Below are 24,666 nucleotides of genomic sequence, written 5' to 3'. Positions count from 1 at the left end.
CCCTCTTGAATAACCAACCTTTTCACAAATCAAGCACTATTTGTTGCGTTTCTCAACATTGAGGGAAAAAAGTATTTATCCATTTGACCTGGCGGGATATCTAAAACAATAGCAATAGCTTCCGCTTCAGGAATACTCAACGCGTAAAAGCCATTCAATTTATCTGAAAGTGTATTAACCGCCATGCCTATTTCCCCCGAAAGCTTACGATAAGAAGTGTTTCTCTCTCTGATCCGTCCTTTTAATGAATTAAGTTCAGGATATTTTCGGTATTTCGCCATTTCGTCTCCCCCCTTTTTCTGGCGTTGCGTTTCTCAGCAATTAAATTATAACATCTTGTCTAAGAGTGTCAATGAGTTTCGCAATATTTTTAAAGAAAAATTGCACATTAATATTGCTTTTCTAAGCGTTTAGAAATATAATAACTGACAGGGAAACAGTGTGAAGGGACGGTTGTTAATGAGTGGGTATTTTAACAAAGATTTATTTGGGCAAAGGCTCTTAGAGATTATGAAGGATAACAACGATACTACATATAGCTTGGCTGAGTACTTACACCTTAGTCCATCGGCTATCTCTCGGTACACTACTGGTGATATGGCCCCAAAGATTCCAACAGTTCAAGCAATTGCAGAAAAATACGGAGTACGTCCTTCTTGGCTAATGGGCATTGCCGGGGAATCAAAATATCCAGAGGCAAAAGAAGTGGTTAAAAAGATCCCTATTTTAGGAACGATAGCTGCAGGTGTCCCAATAACCGCACAGGAAGATATTGAAGGTTATGAATTTGTGTCAGAAAACCTTGATGTAGATTTTTGTCTTCGAGTAAAGGGAGATAGTATGACTGGCGCTTATATTTTCGATGGTTCGATAGTTTTCATCCGCCAACAACCTGATGTCGAAACAGGAGAAATAGCTGCTGTGCTTGTTGATGGAGAAAATGCCACACTTAAACGTGTTTATAAAATGAACGGGGCAGTTATTTTAAGGGCAGAAAACCCAAGCTACCCCGATCAGATATATACAAAAAAGGAAATGAAGGAGGTCAGGATTCTAGGAAAAGCTATACGATATATTTCGGAGGTGCGATAATTGGCAAGCATAAAAAAACGCCCCAATGGGACGTATCAGGCAACGATCTATATAGGTCGTGACGAGGATGGTAAGCAACTTTTCAAGTACGTAACAAAGCCGACCATGAAAGAATGTAAGGCTGCGGCAAGGGAGATTGAGCAACAAATAGCAGACGGAGAATTGACCTACGTCGATAACATTAGAATTTCTGAATATATTAAGAATTGGATTGACATGCATAACAATCAATATAGTCCTACTGTTACTGTTTTATACAAAGGATATCTCAAAAATCACTTCAGGCCATTTTTTAAGCAAATGAAATTCAAGGATTTAAAGGAAATACACATTAAAAAACTGCAGAATGAACTTCTTGGTAAGATATCGCAAACAAGTACTCGTAGAATAATGTCTTGCCTCAGGCCTATCCTTTACGACGCTCTAAAAAACAAGAGTCCCATGAGGGAAATTAAGCTTCCAAAGGAAGATAAGGTTGACTATTCAGACGTTCCAACCCCTGAAAAGTTTAGAGCAATTCATGACTCGGTACGCGGCACCAGGGATGAACCCATCATCCTTCTTGCCGGCTGGTGTGGTTTAAGAAGAGAAGAGATTTTCGCACTGAAACCAAATGACTTAGACTTTAAGAGTAATATTATCAGGATTGATGAGGCTTATGTAATAAACGATCAGGGAGAATATCAAATTAAAACCACTAAATCAGAGAACGGATTACGAGCAGTAGCTGCTCCTCCATATCTTATGGACCTTATAAAAGTAGTCATACGAGATGGCTTTGCATTAAGAAAGAAAGAGCGAAAAATTGTTGAAATAACAGATAAGAAAGATAAGGAAGATAAGCTAATATTCCCAATGCGTCCTGACAGCTACACCAGCTACCTTGCAAAGCTCGTAAGGGACAAAAAAATACCGAAGACTCGTTTGCACTTTCTTCGGCATTATCACGCCACTTGGCTGTACGAAAATGATGTGCTAGATCATTTAGCAGCTGAGCGACTAGGACACGATATTAGAGTTTTGAAAGCCATATACCAGCATCTAGGAGTTAAAAAGAAAGAACAAATTAATACTAAAATCATCGAACTCCAAGAGCAGGAAATAAAATCATCTTAGTTGTAAGATAAGCTTACTAAAAATAGACCTTTCAAAGGTCTATTTTTGTTAGGCATTTGTTGGGCATTCATACTTTTTCTTGCCTAACAAAAATACTCCTGATCCGCATGAATACTGGTCGGAGCGACATGATTTGAACATGCGACCTCTACCACCCCAAGGTAGCGCTCTACCAAGCTGAGCCACGCCCCGACTTATCTAACTCATCACCCTCTTTCGAAGGCTATTATAGGATACCATATTCGCTCTGAATTCGCAACCCTATGTTTGACCAATGACTTCAATTTTTCTTACTCCAATGATTTCCCCAAGTCCGGCCAAGAGATTCTCTGGTGTGTCAGCCATACCAACAGTTTCAATGGAAATTGAGACGTTGGCAACTCCCTGCAGAGGAATCCCTTGATTAATTGTCAAAACATTCCCTTTGACCGAGGCAATGAAGTTAAGTACGTGAGAAAGCACTCCCGCTTTGTTCTCAAGAATTAAAGAAATTGTAATAATCCTCTCATGGCTAGCCTCGTAAAACGGGAACACACCATCTTTATATTTATAATAGGCGCTTCGGCTTAGCCCTACACGTTCTACAGCGTCATTGATGGTATCGGCATCTCCTTTTGCCAGGAGTTCTTTTACCATTGCAGTTTTTAAAATAGCCTCGGGCAAAATACTTTTACTGACAATTAAAAAATCATTGGTCTTGCCAGACACCAAATCGCTCCAATCTATTTCTCAAGTCCTTACTCCTAATGTACCAATGATATTATATGCTAATTTGTGTGAGCTTTGCAATAATCTCGACTATTTCAACTATAGAAGTATGTAAGGGCATCGGACTATCTGGAGAAGTATTGAGTCTAATACTTGCTATAGTAGATCATATAATAGTTATTAACTTTCTATTTCCACCTCTGTATTTTCGAGGAATCGGGCAACCAAGTTGTAAAATCCGATAGTAAGGGTTAATTCTGCTAACTCCCGGTGGCTTAGGAATTTGGCCAGTTCCTCAAAAGCCTCTGGGCTGGATTTCACATTCGTTGTGACTTCCTCAGTGTATCTGAGAACAGCTAGTTCCTGATGATTAAATACTGATCGATCCCCATCTAACCTTAAAGAATCAATCTGCTCTTCTGGTACGCCAACCCGCCGGGCCAATATTTCGTGCTGGTGCCACTCATACTTCGAGTCACACAACCTGGCTATTCGAAGAATCGACAGTTCCCGCAGGCGAGCATCAAATTCTGCTTGGGTTAGCAGTGAATTTCCCAAACGCATAAAGTGACGGGCACTATTTTCCGCATGAGCCATCATTTTGTTAATATTCAGCACACTTAATTCAGACTTTCCGCCTGAAATCATCTTCCGAGTCTTTTCAGGCATTTCCTCTAAAGGTAACACTGGCAATCTTGGCATTGACTGTTTCCCCCTCTACAAACAGCCCTTTTGCTGTCTATTTCTTCACTCGTGAACTCACCAGCACTCCATCTAAAATCTTTGCACCTTGACCTTGAGGAAGAACTGTTACTGGGTTAATATCGAGGCTGAGCAGATCTTCACCAGCCTCTACCGCTAACTGACTGACACCAAGCAAGATTTCAACTAAAGCCTTTTTATCGACCGCCTGTCTGCCCCTGACCCCGTTTAAGAGAGCAGCACCTTTGATCTCATTTAACACTTCAATAGCATCTTCACGGCTTAAAGGTGTTGGTTTTAATACCACGTCTTTAAGCACTTCCACAAAGATTCCGCCGAGACCAAACATGATCTGCGTGCCTAGAACCGGATCTCTCTGAAGGCCAATAATTGCCTCCACCCCTGAAGGTACTTGTTCTTGTATTAAAATTCCATTGACCTTAGCTTGAGGATTATAAGCCCTGGCCTTTTCCATAATTTCATTAAATTTAACTTCTACATGTTTTGCCGAACTGATATTTACGGCAACTCCCCCAGCTTCAGTTTTATGCAAAATATCAGGAGAATCAATCTTCATGACAACTGGGTAACCCATTTTTTCTGCTATTTCTATGGCTTCCTCCACACTCTTGGTGACATATTCTTTCGTCACTGGGAGCCCATAGAGTTCTAATAATTCTTTTGTAGCGTGTTCACTCAAAGCTTTGCCGCTTTCTCTTAGGGCACACTGAATTTTAGCCTGTCTGTCTAGGTTAATTTCTTCTGCTATAATTGTTTTCCACTCACGTTTAAAATTAGCATATTGGTATAAAGCTCCCATAACTTTAGCTGCCCGGGCTGGAGAGTGGTAGAGGGGGATTCCCGCATCTATTAAAACATCAAATCCCGGTTTAGCTACTTGTCCTACACTCCAACTGACGACTAGAGGCTTATCTGTATCCAAAGCCGCTTCGGCTATATCCTGGCCAATCTTTTCGGCCAATTTTCCAGTAGCCATAGTAATGGCTACAATCAGCATATCCAGTTCATCTGACGCTAAAAGGATTTTTAAACACTTTTTGAACTCTTCTCCCTGGTTTAAGGATTGGGCAGTTACATCAACAGGATTTTGAGCACAACCAAAGGCTGGGATGACCTTACTTACTTCTTCCTGTAAAGCTTGACTTAATTGTGGTACTTGCAAGCCCCATTCTTCGCAACGATCAGCCAGCAAAATACCGACTCCACCTGACATTGTTACTATCCCTATCCTGGCCCCTTCCGGTAATTTTCCCGGCACGAAGGCCTGGGCTAAATCGATGACATCATCACTATCTTTGGCCTGAATAATGCCCATTTTATCAAAGAAACTTTTATAAGCTGCCCCGGATCCAGTTAAAGCTGCTGTATGCGTAGCAGCTGCTTTTTGACCGCTGGCAGAATTCCCGACTTTCAGAGCAATAATAGGCTTTCCGAGCTCTGCAGCTTTCTCAGCAGTCCTTTTAAAAGACTCTCCGTCTCTTAACCCTTCCAAATAAGTAAGAATAACTTTCGTGTTTGGGTTTTCCACGACATAGTCCAAACCTTCACTGGCAGTCACATCCGCTTCGTTACCCGTGGTGACAACAAAGTTAACCCCAACCCCAGCCTCTTGCAATAAATTAAAAAGCATAAAACCAACTGCCCCACTCTGAGATACTAAAGCCACCGGGCCTGTCTTAATGCTATCCAGTTCCATCGATGCACTAAAAGAAGCAATCAACCCGGTAGACGTATTCAGGATACCCAGGCAGTTAGGACCAATCAGCCTCATCCGGAATTCTTGGGCGACCTTGATAATGTCTTCCTGAATCTTCTTTCCTTCCCCACCAATTTCAGCAAAACCTGACGAAAAGATGACAGCCCTTTTGATTCCTTTCGTACCGCAATCTTTCAAAATCCCGGGCACCCGAGCTGCAGCTACGGCAATTAGCGCTAAATCGACTTGTTCCGGAATTGCTTCCACCGAAGCATAACAAGCCAACCCGGCAATTTCTTGGTACTTTGGATTGACTGGATAAATCTGTCCCTGATAGTTATGCTTTAATAAATACTTAAGAATTTTACCGTTTATCGTCTTAAAATCCTGGCTGGCTCCTATAATAGCTAAACCTGTGGGGTCCATGAAATATCGCATTCCTGTACTCCTTTCCAACGTTAAATCTCTAGTTGACTTAATAGCCCACCAGTGTTCCGACAGGCCATTAAGTCCGGACTGTTAGATAACCTTAATAAATTCCGTCTTCAAGCTTGAGTTTAATAAACACTAAACGTTAACACTCTCAGTCTTTACTGAATTACGTTGGAATCGTTGCCAGAGGAACACAATGATTAATATTGAAATACCAACTGTATCTGTAATTAATCCTGGCTTAATCAAGCCAAAAGCAGCCACGAACAATAGGCCTCTCTGGATAATATTTGTCGTTTTCAGCATATACCCCTGAACTGCACAGGCTAATGCAATAACTCCTACTGTGGCAGTTAAGAGCGCCCCTAGAATTTGCCCCATACTCCCCTGTGCGATTAAAGCCGGTGAATAGATCCAAATATAGGGGATCAGAAACCCAGCTGCCGCTAAACGGGCCGCGGCCCACCCTACTTTACTTGGACTTGCACCAGCAATCCCAGCTCCTGTGAAGGCTGCTAAGGCCACCGGCGGGGTCACATTAGAGATATTGCCGAAGTAGAATACGAACAGATGAGCGGCCAAAGGAGCAACCCCCAGTTTAAGAAGAGCAGGCGCTGCAATGGTTGCGCCCACGATATAGACCGCTGTGGTAGGCATCCCCATGCCTAGAATTATGGCTGTAATCATCGTCAGTACCAAGGTTGCAAATAGGTTGCCGTGAGCAAAGGCCAGCATATTGTCTCCAAGCGTTATGCCAAGGCTAGTCAGAGAGGAAACTCCTACGATAAAGCCTACTACCGCCGTAGCAATAGCTACACTAATACTGCCTTTAGCCCCCATTTCCAAAGCCATTAAAAAGCCGCGCCAACTCATCCGAGTTGATTTGCGCAAGAAACTAGCCCCTATCGCGACCAGAATCCCATAGAAAGCTGCAAACGTTGGAGTAACACCTTGAACAAGCAGATAAACAATGGCTATAAGCGGCAATATAAGATGTCCCCGCTCCTTGATGACCAGTTTCATAATAGGTAACTTATCACGGGACACGCCAACCAAGCCAGTCTTAATCGCTTCTAAATGAACCATCGAAAACACAGCTAAGTAGTAAAGAAAAGCCGGTATCAGAGCAGCAATCATAATATCTTTGTAGGGAATATTCAAAAACTCCGCCATGATAAATGCGGCTGCACCCATGATCGGGGGCATGAACTGCCCCCCAGTGGAAGCAACCGCTTCCACTGCCGCGGCAAAATGGGGTCTATAGCCTATGCTTTTCATCAAAGGAATGGTAAATGCACCTGTTGTCGCTACGTTAGCAACCGCACTGCCACTGATGGTTCCCATAATCCCACTGGCAACTACAGCGACCTTCGCCGGTCCACCCGGTGAGGTTCCGGCTAACGCCATTGACGAATCATTAATCAATTTAGCCATCCCCGTTTCTCCCAGGAAAGCACCAAAAAGTATAAATAGGAAAATAAACGTGGCCGAAACACCGAGTGCTACACCAAAGATTCCTTCAGAACCTACGTACATGTGGGCAATAATACGTTTCAGGCTGAAGCCGCTGTGTCCAAAGGAGCCTGGAATGTATTGTCCGAAATAGGCATAAAGGAGAAATATTATGCCAAGGATCGGCAACTCTTTTCCAAGACAGCGACGTCCCGCTTCGAAAACGACAAAGATACCTAACGCGCCCATGATATAATCCCGAGTAATTGGCAGACCTCCACGCATTGCTAATTGCTCGTTGGCAAATACCATATAGAGACCAGCTACTAGACTAAGAGCAATCATAGCCCAGTCTAAAACTCCCGGTTTGCCTTTCATCCCTTTCTTGCGGATTGGATAAAGCAGGAAAATCAGCACCATGACAAAGGTCAAATGAATGGATCGTAACTTAATGGCCTCAATCGCCCCAAAACCTGCTACCCACAGATGAAAAAGAGAAAATGAAATAGCTATAGCAGAGACTAGCAATGCGAGTTTTGATTTTGGCTTAAACTTTCGAATCTGTGATTCTTTATCGTATTTCTCCAAAAGTTCCTGTACAACTTCTTCTGAAGCAATTTCATCTGCTGACAATGGAGCGATCTGTTGCTCGCCACTCTTTCCCTGTAAGTTACTCATGCAGCTTGACCCCCTTTTACTTCATCACGCCAATTTCCTTGAAGTACTTAATCGAGCCTGGGTGCAACGGCAAAGGACCCATTCCTTTACTAGAATCTTCTTTCTTGATGTTGCTGGTGATCGCGTGGGCTGTTAACAGATCAGGTAAATTTTCATAAATACCTTTTGTAAGTTTATAGATGAGATCTTCGCTGAGATCAGCCCGTGTAACTAATAGATTGGCTAATGCTACAGTGTGCACATCTTCCTCCTGCCCCTTGTAGGTGCCTTTAGGAATGACATATTCGTAATAGAAAGGATATTTGTCAATGATCGCCTTAATCATTTCCGGTTCAAGAGAAATCAGCTTGATATCAATAGAGTTGGAGACATCCATGATCGCAGCTAAAGGCATTGCGCCTGAAAAATTCGCGGCATCCGCCTGCTTATTTTTCAATAGTTCACTTGCCTCAGTAAATCCAACATAGTCAGCTTTAACATTACTGTTATCCTTATCCCAGAAATTTAGGCCGTAGCTATCCAGGACTTCCTTGGAATTTGTAACTGTTCCGCTCCCAGTGGCACCTGGGGCAAATCTCTTTCCTTGAAGATCTTTAATCGAGTTGATTCCGGAATCCTTACGCACTACAATCTGCGTCACATTAGGGTATAGAAACGTCATACCACGCAGGTCTTTGTTAGGCCGTCCTGTAAACGTATCCTGACCCTCATAAGCGTATACTGCAACATTGGCCATTGTGAACGCTACATCAACTTCCTTTTGCTGCAAAAAGTTCATGTTCGCTGCACTTGCCTCGGTTGACTGGGCCGAAGCTTTAATCCCGGGAACCTTGTCCGTCCATATTTTAGCCATGGCATTTCCAATAGGATAATAAGCTCCAGAAGTTGTACCCGTGGCAATATTCACTTTTTCAACTTTTCCAGTATCCTGACCCGGAGCCTGGGCACCTTGACTTCCACACCCAGACATTGCAAGAGTTATAGCAATAACCATTATTAAACATAGAATTTTACGCATTGAATTTTCCCTCCTCTAAAATTTTAACTGGGATTAAAACAAACTTTATTGTCCATTTTGCGTCCTTACGCACCCCCTTCTTGTTTATAATCTTTATAAACATGGAGTATTGAAGCTGATTTTATGTTAAATAGGCGTTTAAATATTGAACAACAAAGAATAAATCATCTGATATTATAATGTTTTGAATTTTCATATAATTTAGCTCAAAAAATTTTCCCTTTTCTCAATCATTATCACATCTTTTCCGATAGCGCCTACTTTGATTTTAGATATCTGACAGTGCGTCATCCTCCCGCATAGTTTTTAACTTCTTTAACTTCCGCACTACTGTGGACTGATTAACCTCTAGAGCCTCTGCAGCTCTGACAGTTGTTCCATACTGTTTCATTGCTAACCTAATTAGCTTTTCTTCCAGTTCATCGATCGCTTTCCTAAGGGGAATTACTCCGGCTACTGTGACCGAACTAAGCGGGCTTTGTTCCTTTTGATAAAGGACGAGGTCAACTTCTCTTGCAGAAATAATCTTTTGGTTAGAAGTAACTACCAGACGTTCTATGAGGTTTGCCATCTCTCGGATATTGCCTGGCCAAGGATAGTTTAAAAATAGTTGAAATGCTTTCGGAGAAAAAACCTTTTCCAATCCATGGCGCTTATTGTTCTTCTCCAGATAGAAATGAACAAGGGGAATAAGATCTTCTTTGCGCTCCCGCAGGACTGGAACTTTGATAGGAACTACATTAAGACTAAAATAGAGGTCTGCTCGGAAAAGACACTTTTCCACTAAATCCTTCAAAGGTCTAATTGTACTGGCAATTATTCTTACATCTACGGAAACAATTTCCCTTTCACCCGGAATTCGTATTGTCTTATCCTGAAGTATCCTAAGCAGACGGCTTTGTAGATTTAGAGGCATTTTATCAACCTCTTCAAGATAAACACATCCTTTTTCTGCCAGCTGGAAGACCCCGGCTTTTCCCGTATTTCCATTATCCGCAGAGATTCCTTGGCCAAATAACTCAATCTCTAATAAATGATTCGGAAGGGATCCGCAATTCAGTTTGAAAAAGGGACCTTTGGAACGTTTGCTGTTAAAATGAATTAGTTTAGCAATGTCTTCCTTGCCCACTCCTTGCTCCCCTATTAATACGACGGGTGAATCTACTTGACTTACCCTAGTGGCTAGGTCCATGACATTGTTCATGATAACGGAACAGGACCTCAACTCGTTACCGTTTTCGTGATTATTCCTCATCTGAGCGATTAGCGACTGGTATTTTTCAGAGAGTTGTCTGCTTTCCTCAAGGGCTTCCCGCAAAAATAACAGCTCACTCATATCTCTTATGTTAATGACAATCTTTACAATTTCCCCTTCATCACCATAGACTGGATTTCCTGTAATAACCAGAGTATGCTTTGCAAATGGTCTTTCCAAAAGACTTACAAGCCCCGCCTGTTTTTTAACGAGATGGATAATATTATTTTGAAAGACACCTCTATCCACGAGGTCTTTAAACGGTCTCCCCACCAGATCAGCCCAAGAGACTTCTAATATTCTTCCCACCGCAGGGTTGCAGCGCAGAATTTCACCCTGTCGATCACATATGATTAACCCATCATAGGAAGAAGCAATAATCGTCTGGAGTTCTTCGTTAAGCTGCTTAACGCTTCTCAGTTCCTGCAGTACTTTTTCTATCTCGGAAACATCTTGGAAAACTCCGACCGCTCCTACCACTTCCCCGTCTTTAACAATCGGGGTACGATTAGAAATATACAATCTGCGACCCACTTGGAATTTAGCCCCAAATTCAGGTATTCCACTTCGAACAACATCTAGGAGACCTGTTGGGATAATAATATCGTTTAAAAACCGCCCAACCGCTTCCTTTTTGTTCGAACGGGTTGGCCTTTCGGCCGCTGGGTTAATGGATGTTATAATTCCTTGTTTATTAATAGCCAAAATTCCATTGTGCGCTGAGTCAAACACCGCCTCAAGTTCTTGACTGCGTAATTGAACCTGTTGAAGATAAGCCTGAACCAACGAGTATTTATTCACCACTCCGGTAATTTCCTCTTGGTTATTCAACACCGGGTAAATATCAAACGGCAAATCCTTAACATCTTCCAACAAGGCATCTTCCTTTAGAGGAAGGAAGCTTGTTGTTAAATAATCAACTGCCTTATTCTCCGCTTTGAACTTTTCAAGACCCTTTTCAAAAATCTGCTCTTTGGTGACCATACCCAACAAACGACCCTTATCGTTGAGCAGCGGTAATCCAGTCACCTTTTTATCCCGTATTAAGGTTAATGCATCCCCAATAGTATGATAACTATAAAGACATGCAGAAAGCCGTGACATTACTTGGCCGACACGCAGCAAATTATTTTCCTCCCGATAAAAACTTGATATCACTAATCCCTTTTACTAAATGATTCCGAGACACTCAACATATCTAATATGCAGTTCGTCATAACGACTACCTGTTTGGCTGGTAGCCAAGTTCGATTTTAGAAATTATCTGCATGTGAATATTGGATGTTCCTTCAAGGGTTTCAAACTGCTTCGCGTCACGAAGCCATCTCCCGCAAGGATATTCAGTAGAATAACCATAGGAACCATAGATTTTCATGGCCATGTTTGCTGCATGAACTGCTACATTACATCCGAATAGTTTTGCGATCGATGTTGCTTGTTGGCTTGGCAATTTGTTTTCTTTGAGCCAAGCGGCCCAATACACAAGACATTTAGCCGCTTCATCCCCTAATTTCATTTCCGCAATCTGCTGCTGAATCATTTGATATCTTCCAATTTGTTTACCAAATTGGGTGCGCTCATTGGCATATTGAACCACTCCCTCCAAACAGGCCGCAGAAAGTGCCGCCGAACCTGCAGCGCAGCCCATACGAGTATTATTCAACATCCACATACAAATCTGAAAACCTTTATTAAGTGGACCTAAGAGATTTTCTTTTGGAATCACTGCGTTTTCAAACACTAGTTCGGAAGTCGGAGCAGGCCACATGCCCACTTTCTTGAGAATTGGAATTCTTGTAATACCCGAAGTATTATTGTAATCAATGATAAAACAAGAGATTCCTTTAGTTCCTCCGCCTTTTTCCGTTGCCGCATAAACAAGTCCTATATCGCTGGTGTGACCTCCTGATATCCATATTTTAGAACCGTTCATTAACCAGTAATCGCCCTTGTCTTCGGCAAAGGTTTTCATACTAGCTACGTCAGAGCCGGTATTGGCTTCAGTCATTGCAAAACTGCCTACAGCGTCGCCGCTTACTAACCGTGGTATATAGGTTTGTTTTTGTTCCTTAGTCCCCCATTCATTAATCGTCATCGCCGGTCCCCAAACATTGCCGCTGATACTTAGCCTCCAGGAAGTATGAACCTTTGCTATTTCGTATAAAGCTACAACGGCTTCCATCCAACCCATGCCATTTCCACCATACTCTTCTGGGATACTCCACCCTAATAGTCCCAACTCGCCCATCTTTGATAAGATCTCTCTGCGATAGTAATGATTTTCCTCATCTTCTTCAACAAAGGGAGCAATTTCCTTTTCAGCGAAATCACGAGCCATCTCTTGAACCATTCTTTGTTCTTCGGTTAATCCAAAATCCATTTGTGTCCCCCTCCCAATCGTCCATGTAGTTTGCTCAACCTTCATGGCCTCCTTGTGAGCATAATAGGAAAATTAGCTGGTCTACATATATCACCTCATCTCAATTAACTGACTATATCCAACACCTTAAAAACTTTATAAGCAATTATGCTTATTTGCATAATTAACTCACGAAGGTCTTCTCAATCTCTTGCGACTGCGCATAATTAATTACTAATTATTATGAATCACATTATCCCACTAGTCTGAATATTTCAATAATATATGCACCTGCGCAATAGGAAATTTTAATTTCCAAAGGTGTACGATTGACAATTAAATATGTAGTTTTGAGAATATACAACGAACTATCTGAATAACCTTTGTGACGTATTCGTTCCTTGCTAAAACATCTGGTAAGGAACAAACGTTAAGCTTTAGCATAGACAATACGTGAGACACCCATTTTCAAAAAATGGGTGTCTCAAACATGGATTATTATGACATTCTATTGTTGTCTTAATGTTCCTGATTTCACGCCAACGTGCTTTACTTTAACTGCTATTTCAAGGGTCCTTAACGTTTTCTCATGATTAATAAATCAAATACAGGATAATTCTTCCTATTGCATTTCTTTCCGATAATCCAGAAACTAATAGTTAACCCTCATCTGGTTTGAGAAAAAGGAGTATGGAATTCATAATGAAATTATTATTTAATTACCCGTAAAAATCGGTTTGCGCTTCTCTTTGAGCGCAGCTAATCCTTCTTTATGGTCGGACATTTCGGAAACAATCGCCATTTGTGAAGAAATTAGATCTAATGCCGTCCGCAAGTCGTTCGTTCGTTGAGCAGAATACACTGCTCGCTTAATCATTTGAACGCATACTGGAGGGGAGTCGGCAATTTTCCCAGCCAACTCTAAGGTAGCTTGTTCTAATTCCAGAGCAGGAACGACTTTGTTAACCATACCCATTTCTTTGGCCTCATGGGCTGAGATAAAATCTCCCGTCCATAGGAATTCTAAAGCCTTAGCAACTCCTACCAAACGCGGCAAATAGAAGGCACCTCCATCACCCGGCACTATACCTGCTTTCACATAACCTGCGGACAGCCGGGCATCTTCTGCGGCGACTCTAATATCGCACATTAAAGCCATATCAAGGCCCGCTCCTACTGCCATTCCATTAATACCACAAATCACAGGTTTATCCATCATTTCTAATGTTAACGCAATTTTATGAATATAGTTCGTCAAAGCCCGTTTGCGATCAATGGCTTTATCACCCCATGTCACACCTTCCTCATCACAGCCGATGAATCCCGTTCCTTTTGACATGGCTTCGACATCACCACCCGTTGAAAAAGCCTTACCGTTGGCAGTCACCACAATCACCCTTATGGTTTGATCTTCTTGTGCATCCTGTAGTGCTTCAGCCCATTTCTGGATCATTGGCAAGGAAAAGGCATTATACTTTTCCGGTCTATTGAGTATGATTCTTGCTAAAAAACCATCTCTCTGATAAAGCAAATGGCTATTTTCAGTATTTCGGTTCATTTTTTCATCTCCTCTGTTTATATTCAGATTCTGCCGGAAATAAATAGATGCACTAATCCCTATGATCATCTATCTAATGCCCTGATAGATTTGATCCTACACTCCAGAAAAGGAACCGATGTTAAAAATAAAACATGAGCAAATAAATCATCGAAATAAAAACTGAAAGCAGCATTAAGGGAAACGCAAATTTCATAAACCCAATAAAACGGATGTGGACTCCATTTTTCTCGGCCATACCTGCGACAATAACATTAGCTGAAGCTCCAATGAGTGTTCCGTTGCCCCCTAAACAGGCTCCCAACGATAATGACCACCAGAGAGGTTCTAAGTCAGTTGGCGAAAGTCCTCCTAATGAGCCCATTTGGTGAATCAGGGGAATCATCGTAGCCACAAACGGAATATTATCGACAAAGGCAGAAGCTATAGCAGAAAACCATAAAATCAGCATCCCTGTAAAAGTAAAGTTTCCGGCAGTAGCCGTAACGGCCCACTGAGCCATGCTATTAATAATCCCGGTCTCAATCAGACCACCTACTACAATAAAGAGACCAATAAAGAAGAAAATCGAAGGCCATTCAATGGTCAATAATACTTCTTCCGGATCTTCCCTAGTAATAAACATCAAGAGAGAGGCACCTGATAAAGCAATCGTCGCAGATTCTAAATCTAAGGATTGATGTGTGAAAAAACCGATTAGAATGAGACTGAGTACAACCAGACACTTTCTTAAAAGAGCTGAATCTTTGATTGCCGTTAGAGGTTCGATCTTCATGAGATCTGCTTTAAGCTCATTCGAAATGTTCATTTTATTACGGTATATTATATAAAAAACTGCCATTGTTGCAATATGGATGACGACGACCACGGGTGCTAAGTTCATCATGAAATCCATAAATCCTAAATGTGTTTGGCTTCCAATCATAATATTGGGAGGATCCCCTATCAAAGTAGCTGTCCCACCAACATTACTGGAAAATATCATTGCTATTAAAAAAGGAATAATGTTGAGTTTGAGTTTTTCGTTAATGCTAAAAACGATCGGAACAATAAGTAAAACTGTTGTAACATTATCAAGGAACGCCGAGAGTAAGGCCGTGACGCTGGCCAAATAAATCAGGATCCGACTCGGTTCCCCTTTGGCCAACCGAACTGCCTTTAAACCTAAGTACTCAAAAACTCCTGTGCGGCGCGTAATCCCCACCACAATCATCATACCAGCCAATAGCCCTAGAGTATTCCAATCGATATGTTCAATTGCTTTTTCTTGTGTTAACACTCCTAAAAGAATAAGTAACATACCTCCAAGTAAAGCGGCAATCGTTCGATGAACTTTTTCTGAGAGAATTAAAGCATAAACAATGATAAAGACAATAATCGCTGTATAAGCCTGCATTTTTATCCTCCTTTATAAGCTAAAATCATCACACTTATAACTTTAATATAAGACTTTTTAACTTGAAGCCTTGGATTTGCCATAATACCTCCCTCCAAAATCCACTTTTTCATTTTTCATAATATTACATGTCGCAATAATCATGCCAAAATTCGCTTCATACAGTAAATAGAAATCAGAAAATTTTTTTCACTAAACATCTAGAAATTTGAGCGTTCTATGCAACTGAAATGTTCAAACTATTATGAACAAACAATCCTCAAAGATCATTTTTACTTAAATTGTCCAGTTCTTCGTACATATTGTCCAGTTTTCCATACTTTATTTAAGGCATACCTAAAAACCAGTCAATTAGAAGTTTAGCCCATTCTATAAATAAAAGCGAGCCGCTAAACAGCTCGCTTTTATTTATAGAATGGGCTACTATTCACTATCTCTTGCCGTGCTCTTATTCACATAGACATCCATGTGATCTTTAATAACCCTTGGAATAATCATTTGATGGATTGGGCAAATCGCTTTTGGATTCTGATAGACTCCTCCTACGAATGCCTTAATATAGTTGCGCAGTTCCGGCATCTTTACAATTTCATCCACAAAACCTTTCTTAGCACAGAAGGCCGGTTTCGATTTTTCCCTGTAAGCTTTAATCAGGTCATTCATTTTAGCAATAGTACCATCCAAGGGTTTGCCACTATCTTGATCTTTCACCAATCGACGTGAATACATAGCTGCTGCAGCCGTTTCTCCATGCATGACGTTGATCTCTGTAGCTGCGGTCCCAATACTAAAGGCATTGGTTTTGCCGCCTTGTGGTCCGCCTAGTACATAGTGAGCAGCAGCAGTACCTTTTCTAAGTGTGATTTCCATCTGTGGAATATCTGTATTTTGAATAGAATAAATCAACGACTGCCCTAACCCTAGGAGTTCGGCCGATTCCGCAATATCCCCAACATCAATACCCGTCGTATCCTGAATCCAGACAATCGGCAGTTTGTCACGATTACACAGAGTCACAAATTCACTCATCTTGATCAGGCCCTGACGATACAGTTTACCACCAATGCCGATATACTCTTTGGTATATTCCGGGTAGTTTTTTAAGACCCCTTGTTTGTTCGCAATAAAGCCGCACAGTAATCCATCGATTTTGGCGATTCCAGTGTACATCTCCAAGCCAAAGTCCGGCTTGTATTCCTTATGCTCGCTGTTATCAAAGAGGCGGGCTAAGACTTCGTAAATATCGTATCCTCTCCTTTGATTGGTGGGAACGATCGTACGCAGATCTTCACCTGAGAATTTAGGTTTGGCTGGATCAGCTACTCTAAAGAATTCCGGGTTATAGGCGGGCAGCGCCCCTACATACTTTTTAATCTTGTCCAGAACCCCTTCTTCACTTTCTGCTACTTCCCGGAAGAAACCCGTCACTCTGTGGTGAATCACGGCTCTTCCCGGGGGAGTTGATTTAAAGCCGCGAGTAGCATCGATTAAGGCCTGGGCGGCTTCTTCATCCACATAACCTTTCGGGCTCATACCCCCAACAATTCCGGCACCACCAACAGCCATGTTCGCTTTTTCATGAGCAATCAAAATGGTAGGGCTGATGCTATGATATCCGCCGCCGGCTGGATTCGTTCCGTAGATACCTACGATGACCGGCAGACCCATTTGCTCCAGTTCGGTATGGCGATAGAAAGGCGTCCCTCCGCCGATTCGATTCGGATATACTTCTTCTTGATGGCTCAGTTTAACACCACTGCAGTTCAAGATCCAAACCAACGGAAGATTCATCCTCTTGGCTATGTCAGTGACTCTTGTGATATTGTCAGCCTGTCCCGGAATCCAGGCACCTGCCAAATATTTATTATCCGAGGCGATCACCACCACCCATCGGCCGTTAACTTTGCCAATTCCATCGATCACCGCGGTCGTGCCTTCTTCATTGGCGGCAGGATCATAGATCGTATGCAGCGGACACCAAGTACCTGGTTCGACTAAGTACTCAATTCGCTGCCATGCTGTCCACTCTCCGCTGGCATTGACCTTTTCAGTCGGCTTTCCGCCGTTTTTAATCCGTTCTGCCTCAGCATCGATTTCAGCTTCAACGGCTAACAGTTCATCGACATTCTTGGCATTAACCTTTTTTAAAGGCTTACCCAAATCATCCATTTTCTCGAAATATCTAGGCATCGAATAGCCAAATTCACTCACCATCAACCACTCCTTTTAATTGCAATAGTAATACATAACCCGTAGAACTATCGCATTTAAACTCTTTAGGTGTAAAACATCTTGGAAGTTGAATTCTCACTCAACTTCCAAGTTAGCTCATATTTTCTCAAAAAACTATTCCAAAACTACGAGGACATCCCCTTCGCCAACTTGCTGGCCTTCTTTAACCTGGACTTCTTTTACGACGCCGCCTTCGGGGGCATAAACAGGATTCTCCATTTTTAACGCTTCGAGAATGATTACTTCATCATCTTCAGCAATAGTGTCTCCTACATTAACGAGAATTTGAAATACTTTACCTGCCATTGGGCTTTCGATGTTTGCCATTTTATTTTTCCTCCTTATACCTTTATTAATTAATAATTATATCTAACATTAAAGGATTATCCTCTGCACCGGTTAATTGTCATTATACCTTTAACCGGATAAACTTTTCTTTTTGACTTAGTTAATGATTCTGCAGACTTTCGGATAATCACCTTAACTTAGAACAACTTTGGCTTACTTTAAAACGCTAATGAACATACCTGCCGCCACTGCAGTGCCAATAACACCGGCTACATTTGGCCCCATGGCATGCATTAAAAGATAGTTCTTCTTATCTGCTTCTGAACCCAATTTATGAGCTACCCGAGCTGCCATAGGAACCGCTGAAACACCTGCCGCACCAATTAATGGATTGATCTTTTCTTTTAAGAACAAGTTCATAAGGTGTGCCAACCCTATACCGCATGCCGTAGCGGCAGCAAATGCCACCGAGCCTAATGCAAATACACCGATAACCTTAGGACTTAAAAACACCTCGGCCGGCATTGTTGCACCAACGGATATTCCTAAAAAAATAGTAACGATATTCATCAACTCATTTTGAGCCGTAAGACTCAGACGATCGACTACCCCAGATTCTCTCAGTAGATTACCAAAGCAGAACATACCCATCAGTGCTGCTGCATCCGGTACAACCAAAGTAATAATTACGACTGTAATAATTGGGAAAAATATTTTTTCCAGTTTGGATACCTTACGTAAGGATTTCATGCGGATCTTTCTCTGAGCTTCAGTGGTACATAATTTCATGACCGGAGGTTGGATGACCGGTACCAGAGCCATGTAGGAGTAGGCAGCTACCGCGCAGATACCCATCATTTCCGGTGCCAGTTTTGAGGCCAGAAAAATCGTTGTCGGGCCGTCAGCACCGCCGATAATTCCGATAACAGCTGCTTGGTCAACATTGAAGCCCAGGGCCAGTGCTCCAAAGAAAGTAACATATACTCCACCTTGAGCTCCTGCACCAAGGAGCAGCGTCTTAGGATTGGCAATAACCGGACCAAAATCGGTCATTGCTCCTATCCCTAGGAAGATTAGGGGAGGAATAATAGCCCACTCTTCGCCATAATGGTAGAAACGCCAAAGTAGTCCTTGATTAGGCGTCATAATATCTGAGGGAAGATTAACTAAAAGAATACCAAATGCTATCGGTAATAAAAGCAGGGGTTCAAAGCCCTTCTTAATAGCCAGATAGATAAATACGAACGCTATAGCCCACATAACAATATTACCCCAGTAGAGGTTATCGAATGCCATCGAAGTCCACATGTTTTGGAAAAGCTCCATTTGTGACACCTACTTATTTATTAATTTTGTTTAGCAGATTCATTTTTCTTTTCGATTGCAATAGCAAGTTTAGAGCTCAAGCTAACCATTATCTGCAAGAAAACCATGACTATAAAGACCCCTGATACTCCTGAAATAAACGTAACGAGCGGCAATGACATATTCCCCCCCCTTCCTGGCTCTCAATTCCTTTACTTAACCTTGATCATTCAGACTGTCTGTTGGTTAAACAAACTATAAGTACTAAATCAATAGCCCTATAGGTTTATCTGATTAAGCTCATCCCTGCCATAAGCAAACTAATATTATTTTTTCACCTCCTGCAACCAATCAGTTCCAACGCCTTTTAAAGAACCACTCTATTTCTTGCAAATATATTAATGCAATATGCATGCCAGTTTCCAAGATCAAATTTGCTTGACCCGTTTAAACTACTATAAACTCTGCCATACTTAAGGAATACGTTAAAATATTAATTAAAGGAATTTCATGTAATTTCAGAAATATCTTTCTTTATTACTTGTTCAAGCTTTTTGAAGGGGTGAGATCACATTTACTGTTGTGTTTTCAGTACAGATTCGCCTGTTTATAATGGACAAATGGACAAAGACATCAATAAAGAAACATAAGATTAATAAAGGACGTATGGTAAGCTCAAAGCGCTGCCCATACGTCCTTATTTATCTCTGCTTGCCCTGCAAGGATGCTCTTACAACTGGGCTGAGATGCTAGCTGGGATCTTCTTGAACTTTCTGCTCATTTTTCCTTCTTCGCCAACAAAGGTGTTAAAGGGGCCGAGTAGTTCATCCTTTTGATAGGGAAACCATCCTTGATTACAGGACAGACAGATACATTCAGTTCTGTTATAGCCTACAAAACCAAAGATGGGACCGAGGGGGCCGCAAATACAAGTAGCTAAGAGAGCACGCATAAAGGCATAGCCATATTTATGATAGACATAGTTCTCCGATTTACATTTAGGACATCTGCTCTGAATTCCTGGAGCGCCAACACTACAATGCGGACAATGATAAGCATTTTCTAAAACTGACTTGCCACAGACTCTGCAGTTAACTTCTTTGCTTTGAACTTGATACATCCCAGACAACTCCTTTTCAGAACTCCCGTCTAAATTAAGCGAAATTATAATATATCAATAAATCGCTATAAGATACTAAAACAAGACAAGTACAAACTGATAAATTGAATCATAATTCATATCTTTATGCTGCCTTCGCCGAATTAGTATATTTTATGATTTATAATGTGCGTAATTAAATTTGATTACCATTCTTATCTAAGTATACTGGGTTGATTTGTTGGTTATTTGGCACCTAGGAATATTCAACAAATAATGCAATACGTATGCCAGTTTCATCAAGAACCTATTTGAAGATTAATAATCAGCACTTCAATAAAAATCTGAATTTTTGTTTTATAAGAAAACCATCCTTTAAACTCAATTATTTCTATCATACTAACCTAAAAATTGGACTATTTTTTATTTCCGACTCAATTCAACTACCATATTAATCCTACTTATCTTTTAAATGTAAATAGTTTCTTGTACTGTTGTGTTTCCAGGACACATGATAACAAAAGGAATACAGGACACAATATTATGAACAATGTCCTGACAAGCAAATAGAAAAGAAGGGGCTCTGCACGCAGATCTCCCCTTCCTTTCTTATTTATCTTACGCTGGTTTATAGGCTCGCTTAATATCCTAACGTTCTACAATCAGGGCGATCCCTTGTCCTCCGCCGATACATAGTGTAGCCAAGCCCCGATGAGCATTTGTACGTTTCATTTCATGCAATAAAGTGACGAGAATGCGGGTTCCGGAAGCACCCACAGGATGACCAATAGCAATCGCTCCGCCGTTTACATTCGTTTTCGCCCTATCCAGTTCTAACTCCTTAACCACACTTAACGCCTGGGAAGCAAAAGCCTCGTTTGCCTCCACAAGATCAATATCTTCGATTTTAAGACCGGCTTTTTCTAAGGCTTTACGGCTTGCCGGAATAGGGCCTGTCCCCATAATCAAGGGATCGACACCGGCTGAACCCCACGAAGTGATAGTAGCTAAAGGTGTTAAACCAAGCTCCACAGCTTTAGATTTAGACATTACGACGACAGCAGCGGCTCCGTCATTAATCCCCGATGCGTTCCCTGCAGTAACTGTTCCATCTTTTTTGAAAGCGCCTTTCAGCTTAGCCAGACCTTCATAGGTAGCACCAAAACGTGGAAATTCATCCTGAGAGACAACAATGGGATCTCCTTTACGTTGTGGAATAGACACAGGTACAATTTCCTCTGCAAACTTTCCTGCTTTAATCGCTGCTTCTGCACGATTTTGACTGGATAATGCAAATTGATCTTGTTCTTCGCGTGAAAAACCAAACTGGTCAGCGATGTTTTCAGCCGTTAAACCCATATGAATATTGTTCATTGCATCAGTTAAGCCATCAATAATCATAGTATCAATAATACTGTTATTACCCATACGATACCCGGTACGTGCTTTGGGGAGCGCATAGGGTGCCAGAGACATGCTCTCCATCCCACCTGCTACCACAATCTCAGCATCTTCGGCAATAATGGCCTGTGCAGCACAAACGACAGACTTAATTCCAGATCCACAGACCTTGTTAAGGGTCCATGAAGGAACCTCCTGAGGTATTCCCGCTTTAAGTGACGCTTGGCGAGCAGTATTTTGTCCCAGTCCAGCTTGTATCACGTTACCCATAATAACTTCATCAACCTGATCAGGGGTAATACCAGCTCTTTTAATGGCTTCTTTGATGACAATACCCCCTAAATCAGCCGCCGCCAGTTGACCTAATGCCCCTAAAAAAGAACCTACGGGCGTACGAACAGCACTTACGATAACAACTTCTCTCATGATAGTCATCCCCCTCATAGATATTCAATACCTTCTCAACCTCGAATGGTAAATGGTTGTTAAGCAGATCTTAGACCTGATAGTTATAGAAACCACGACCTGATTTCCGTCCCAGCCAGCCTGCTTTGACGTATTTACGGAGTAATGGGCATGGGCGATACTTATCACCCAGACCTTCATGCAAAACTTCCATTATGGATAAGACGGTGTCCAGCCCGATTAGATCTGCCAAAGCTAAGGGGCCCATTGGATGATTCATGCCTAACTTCATGACATTATCAATAGATTCTACGGTAGCGATACCCTCATTGAGGGTGAAGATGGCTTCATTGAGCATAGGAATGAGGACCCGGTTGGCCACAAATCCAGGAGCATCATTGACTTCTACCGGGGTTTTGCCCATATCTATGCTTAAGGTTTCAATTGTTTTATAGACTTCGTCGCTGGTTGCCAAGCCGCGAATAACTTCAACAAGCTTCATAACCGGAACGGGATTCATAAAATGCATACCAATGACTCGGTCGGGTCGTTTAGTGAATGCTGCAATTTCAGTGATAGGCAGCGAAGATGTATTGGTGGAAAGTATTGTGTGTTCCGGACAAATGACGTCAAGTTGAGAAAACACTTGGGATTTTATTGCCATATTTTCCACGGCTGCTTCGATGACCAGGTCTGCAGCTGCTGCATCTTGCAACGAGGTTGATTTAGTGATGCGGCCTAAAATAGTCTCTTTATCTTCCGCGGTCAGTTTCCCTTTTTCAACACTGCGGCTGAGATTTTTATCGATGATGCTCAGACCTCTCAGGACAAATTCATCCTTAATATCATTAAGAATGACAGAATAGCCTGCTTGAGCAGCTACCTGGGCAATTCCGCCTCCCATCTGTCCGGCCCCTATGACCATGATTGTTTTCACAATTACCCCTCCATTTTAAATTTTCTAAGGTTGAAATATTCAAACATTTTATAACGACTAACCTTCCCTTAGCTAAAACTTTATTTTATTTATAATTAATTTGCAAGCCCTTGCACTGCAAGGGCTTGCATTTTTTTGCCAAAGCTCGGAAATAATAATTAGTCATTAGCGGTTAGGCTGGTAACCAAGTTCAATACCAGAGATAATCTGCATATGAATGTTGGAAGTTCCTTCGAGAGTTTCAAACTGCTTGGCATCACGAAGCCATCTTCCACACGGATATTCCGTTGAATAACCATAGGATCCGTAAATCTTCATAGCCATATTGGCACCGTGAACAGCTGCCATACAGCCATATAGCTTAGCAATTGATGTTGCTTGCTGACTGGGCAGATTATTATCTTTCAGCCATGCAGCGCGATAAACAAGATATTTGGCGGCTTCATCTTCTAGTTTCATTTCAGCCAGTTGCGCCTGAATCATTTGATACTTACCAATGGGTTTGCCAAACTGTGTACGTTCATTGGCATATTGTACTGCACCCTCTAAGCAAGCTGCAGCCAAGGCCGCTGAACCGGTAGCGCAACCCATGCGAGTATTGTTTAACATCCACATGCAAATTTGGAAACCTTTGTTAAGTGGTCCTAAGAGGTTTTCTTTCGGAACTACTGCGTTTTCAAACACTAATTCCGAAGTTGGTGCAGGCCACATTCCGACTTTCGTGTGAATAGGAATTCTAGTAACGCCAGGAGTGTTATTGTAGTCAATAATAAAACAGGACAGTCCTTTAGAGCCTGCTCCCTTTTCAGTAACGGCATAGAGAAGTCCGACATCAGAAGTGTGTCCTCCGGAAATCCACATTTTGGAACCATTAATCAACCAGTGGTCCCCTTTATCCTCGGCAAAGGTTTTCATACTAGCTACATCCGAACCGCTATTAGCTTCGGTTATAGCAAAGCTTCCGACTGACGTACCAGCCACCAAACCGGGAATATACGTTTGCTTTTGCTCTTCAGTGCCATAGTGATTGATCGTCATAGCAGGACCCCAGCAGTTACCGCTGACGCTCAGTCTCCAGGAAGTATGAACCTTAGAGATTTCATACAGGGCCAGAACAGCTTCCATCCAGCCCATACCATTTCCGCCGTACTCCTCAGGTATACTCCAGCCTAACAAACCTAATTCTCCCAATTTGGTCAGGATTTCTCTACGATAAAAATGGTTCTCTTCATCCTGTTCAACAAAAGGAGCAATTTCTTTCAGAGCAAAGTTACGAGCCATTTCCTGTATCATTTGTTGATCTTCAGTTAATCCAAAATGCATTGTTCTCCACTCCCTTATATTAATATGTCACGTTATTGCTTTCGGCGTAACCACGGGAATATCAGTACATTAAGAAAAAGTTTACACTTTCCGATAGTACAGAAATAATACCGGCTCTGCGATTTCACCTCCATCAATTGATGTAAAACAATGCAATATATGTGCCAACTTGTGATTAACTTCATAAGATAAC

The 24,666-nt window shown here is 41.8% G+C and carries 20 protein-coding genes and 1 tRNA gene; 2 read left to right on the top strand and 19 right to left on the bottom strand.

Annotated elements, in window-relative coordinates; genetic code table 11:
* Positions 1-29: 29 nt before the first annotated feature.
* Entirely contained in the window at positions 30-281 is a 252-nt protein-coding gene (locus DESYODRAFT_RS05175; RefSeq protein ID WP_007780330.1) for a helix-turn-helix domain-containing protein, read from the bottom strand.
* A 178-nt stretch (positions 282-459) separates the two neighbouring features.
* On the opposite strand from DESYODRAFT_RS05175, the gene DESYODRAFT_RS05170 reads away from it, so the two are divergent.
* The gene (locus DESYODRAFT_RS05170; protein ID WP_007780327.1) at positions 460-1,092 is read left to right on the top strand and encodes a helix-turn-helix domain-containing protein; all 633 of its coding nucleotides are present in this window, start codon (positions 460-462) and stop codon (positions 1,090-1,092) included.
* The gene (locus DESYODRAFT_RS05165) at positions 1,093-2,208 is read left to right on the top strand and encodes a site-specific integrase (protein ID WP_007780325.1); all 1,116 of its coding nucleotides are present in this window, start codon (positions 1,093-1,095) and stop codon (positions 2,206-2,208) included.
* Positions 2,209-2,323: 115 nt separating this feature from the next.
* On the opposite strand, the gene DESYODRAFT_RS05160 is transcribed toward DESYODRAFT_RS05165, so the two are convergent.
* From DESYODRAFT_RS05160 to DESYODRAFT_RS05075, 18 genes are all read right to left on the bottom strand, one after another.
* A tRNA-Pro gene (locus tag DESYODRAFT_RS05160) sits at positions 2,324-2,400 on the bottom strand.
* A gap of 69 nt (positions 2,401-2,469) precedes the next feature.
* A complete protein-coding gene (locus DESYODRAFT_RS05155; RefSeq protein WP_007780323.1) occupies positions 2,470-2,916 on the bottom strand; it encodes an ACT domain-containing protein in 447 nt (148 codons plus the stop codon).
* Between the two features lie 180 nt (positions 2,917-3,096).
* Entirely contained in the window at positions 3,097-3,618 is a 522-nt protein-coding gene (locus tag DESYODRAFT_RS05150; protein WP_007780321.1) for a carboxymuconolactone decarboxylase family protein, read from the bottom strand.
* A gap of 37 nt (positions 3,619-3,655) precedes the next feature.
* Positions 3,656-5,773: an acetate--CoA ligase family protein gene (locus DESYODRAFT_RS05145; RefSeq protein WP_007780319.1), complete on the bottom strand. Its 2,118-nt coding sequence runs from the start codon at positions 5,771-5,773 to the stop codon at positions 3,656-3,658.
* Positions 5,774-5,902: 129 nt separating this feature from the next.
* Positions 5,903-7,897, bottom strand: a complete 1,995-nt coding sequence (locus tag DESYODRAFT_RS05140) for a TRAP transporter permease (RefSeq protein WP_007780316.1) — start codon at positions 7,895-7,897, stop codon at positions 5,903-5,905.
* A 16-nt stretch (positions 7,898-7,913) separates the two neighbouring features.
* Positions 7,914-8,915: a TAXI family TRAP transporter solute-binding subunit gene (locus DESYODRAFT_RS05135; protein ID WP_007780314.1), complete on the bottom strand. Its 1,002-nt coding sequence runs from the start codon at positions 8,913-8,915 to the stop codon at positions 7,914-7,916.
* A 268-nt stretch (positions 8,916-9,183) separates the two neighbouring features.
* Complete coding sequence (locus DESYODRAFT_RS05130; protein ID WP_007780312.1) at positions 9,184-11,295, bottom strand: sigma-54-dependent Fis family transcriptional regulator; 2,112 nt, start codon at positions 11,293-11,295, stop codon at positions 9,184-9,186.
* Between the two features lie 97 nt (positions 11,296-11,392).
* The gene (locus DESYODRAFT_RS05125; protein WP_007780310.1) at positions 11,393-12,550 is read right to left on the bottom strand and encodes an acyl-CoA dehydrogenase family protein; all 1,158 of its coding nucleotides are present in this window, start codon (positions 12,548-12,550) and stop codon (positions 11,393-11,395) included.
* Positions 12,551-13,244: 694 nt separating this feature from the next.
* Positions 13,245-14,087 carry an enoyl-CoA hydratase/isomerase family protein gene (locus DESYODRAFT_RS05120; protein ID WP_007780308.1) on the bottom strand — a complete coding sequence of 281 codons (843 nt, stop codon included), beginning with the start codon at positions 14,085-14,087 and terminating at the stop codon, positions 13,245-13,247.
* 121 nt (positions 14,088-14,208) lie between these two features.
* Positions 14,209-15,483 carry an ArsB/NhaD family transporter gene (locus DESYODRAFT_RS05115; protein ID WP_007780305.1) on the bottom strand — a complete coding sequence of 425 codons (1,275 nt, stop codon included), beginning with the start codon at positions 15,481-15,483 and terminating at the stop codon, positions 14,209-14,211.
* A gap of 423 nt (positions 15,484-15,906) precedes the next feature.
* Complete coding sequence (locus DESYODRAFT_RS05110; protein ID WP_007780303.1) at positions 15,907-17,697, bottom strand: acyl-CoA carboxylase subunit beta; 1,791 nt, start codon at positions 17,695-17,697, stop codon at positions 15,907-15,909.
* A gap of 132 nt (positions 17,698-17,829) precedes the next feature.
* Complete coding sequence (locus tag DESYODRAFT_RS05105) at positions 17,830-18,042, bottom strand: acyl-CoA carboxylase biotin carboxyl carrier protein subunit (protein WP_007780301.1); 213 nt, start codon at positions 18,040-18,042, stop codon at positions 17,830-17,832.
* 174 nt (positions 18,043-18,216) lie between these two features.
* A complete protein-coding gene (locus DESYODRAFT_RS05100) occupies positions 18,217-19,329 on the bottom strand; it encodes a sodium ion-translocating decarboxylase subunit beta (RefSeq protein WP_007780299.1) in 1,113 nt (370 codons plus the stop codon).
* Positions 19,330-19,349: 20 nt separating this feature from the next.
* The gene (locus DESYODRAFT_RS05095; protein ID WP_007780297.1) at positions 19,350-19,490 is read right to left on the bottom strand and encodes a hypothetical protein; all 141 of its coding nucleotides are present in this window, start codon (positions 19,488-19,490) and stop codon (positions 19,350-19,352) included.
* 548 nt (positions 19,491-20,038) lie between these two features.
* A complete protein-coding gene (locus tag DESYODRAFT_RS05090; RefSeq protein WP_007780295.1) occupies positions 20,039-20,428 on the bottom strand; it encodes a hypothetical protein in 390 nt (129 codons plus the stop codon).
* Between the two features lie 627 nt (positions 20,429-21,055).
* Positions 21,056-22,234: an acetyl-CoA C-acetyltransferase gene (locus DESYODRAFT_RS05085; RefSeq protein WP_007780293.1), complete on the bottom strand. Its 1,179-nt coding sequence runs from the start codon at positions 22,232-22,234 to the stop codon at positions 21,056-21,058.
* A gap of 70 nt (positions 22,235-22,304) precedes the next feature.
* Positions 22,305-23,150, bottom strand: a complete 846-nt coding sequence (locus DESYODRAFT_RS05080; protein ID WP_007780291.1) for a 3-hydroxybutyryl-CoA dehydrogenase — start codon at positions 23,148-23,150, stop codon at positions 22,305-22,307.
* Positions 23,151-23,315: 165 nt separating this feature from the next.
* Positions 23,316-24,473 (bottom strand): acyl-CoA dehydrogenase family protein, encoded by a 1,158-nt coding sequence (locus tag DESYODRAFT_RS05075; RefSeq protein ID WP_007780289.1) that lies wholly within the window; start codon positions 24,471-24,473, stop codon positions 23,316-23,318.
* Positions 24,474-24,666 lie beyond the last annotated feature (193 nt).

This window comes from Desulfosporosinus youngiae DSM 17734 (genome assembly GCF_000244895.1).
GTDB classification, from domain to species: Bacteria; Bacillota; Desulfitobacteriia; order Desulfitobacteriales; family Desulfitobacteriaceae; genus Desulfosporosinus; species Desulfosporosinus youngiae.
The sequence above is the reverse complement of the archived record's forward strand: the minus strand, read 5'-3'. Positions and strand labels throughout refer to the sequence as shown.

Excerpts from the sequence above, each read along its gene's own strand:
- DESYODRAFT_RS05175 (WP_007780330.1), bottom strand. The coding sequence starts at position 281 with ATGGCGAAATACCGAAAATATCCTGAACTTAATTCATTAAAAGGACGG.
- DESYODRAFT_RS05170 (WP_007780327.1), top strand. The coding sequence starts at position 460 with ATGAGTGGGTATTTTAACAAAGATTTATTTGGGCAAAGGCTCTTAGAG.
- DESYODRAFT_RS05150 (WP_007780321.1), bottom strand. The coding sequence starts at position 3,618 with ATGCCAAGATTGCCAGTGTTACCTTTAGAGGAAATGCCTGAAAAGACT.
- DESYODRAFT_RS05145 (WP_007780319.1), bottom strand. The coding sequence starts at position 5,773 with ATGCGATATTTCATGGACCCCACAGGTTTAGCTATTATAGGAGCCAGC.
- DESYODRAFT_RS05140 (WP_007780316.1), bottom strand. The coding sequence starts at position 7,897 with ATGAGTAACTTACAGGGAAAGAGTGGCGAGCAACAGATCGCTCCATTG.
- DESYODRAFT_RS05135 (WP_007780314.1), bottom strand. The coding sequence starts at position 8,915 with ATGCGTAAAATTCTATGTTTAATAATGGTTATTGCTATAACTCTTGCA.
- DESYODRAFT_RS05125 (WP_007780310.1), bottom strand. The coding sequence starts at position 12,550 with ATGGATTTTGGATTAACCGAAGAACAAAGAATGGTTCAAGAGATGGCT.
- DESYODRAFT_RS05120 (WP_007780308.1), bottom strand. The coding sequence starts at position 14,087 with ATGAACCGAAATACTGAAAATAGCCATTTGCTTTATCAGAGAGATGGT.
- DESYODRAFT_RS05115 (WP_007780305.1), bottom strand. The coding sequence starts at position 15,483 with ATGCAGGCTTATACAGCGATTATTGTCTTTATCATTGTTTATGCTTTA.
- DESYODRAFT_RS05110 (WP_007780303.1), bottom strand. The coding sequence starts at position 17,697 with ATGGTGAGTGAATTTGGCTATTCGATGCCTAGATATTTCGAGAAAATG.
- DESYODRAFT_RS05105 (WP_007780301.1), bottom strand. The coding sequence starts at position 18,042 with ATGGCAAACATCGAAAGCCCAATGGCAGGTAAAGTATTTCAAATTCTC.
- DESYODRAFT_RS05100 (WP_007780299.1), bottom strand. The coding sequence starts at position 19,329 with ATGGAGCTTTTCCAAAACATGTGGACTTCGATGGCATTCGATAACCTC.
- DESYODRAFT_RS05095 (WP_007780297.1), bottom strand. The coding sequence starts at position 19,490 with ATGTCATTGCCGCTCGTTACGTTTATTTCAGGAGTATCAGGGGTCTTT.
- DESYODRAFT_RS05090 (WP_007780295.1), bottom strand. The coding sequence starts at position 20,428 with ATGTATCAAGTTCAAAGCAAAGAAGTTAACTGCAGAGTCTGTGGCAAG.
- DESYODRAFT_RS05085 (WP_007780293.1), bottom strand. The coding sequence starts at position 22,234 with ATGAGAGAAGTTGTTATCGTAAGTGCTGTTCGTACGCCCGTAGGTTCT.
- DESYODRAFT_RS05075 (WP_007780289.1), bottom strand. The coding sequence starts at position 24,473 with ATGCATTTTGGATTAACTGAAGATCAACAAATGATACAGGAAATGGCT.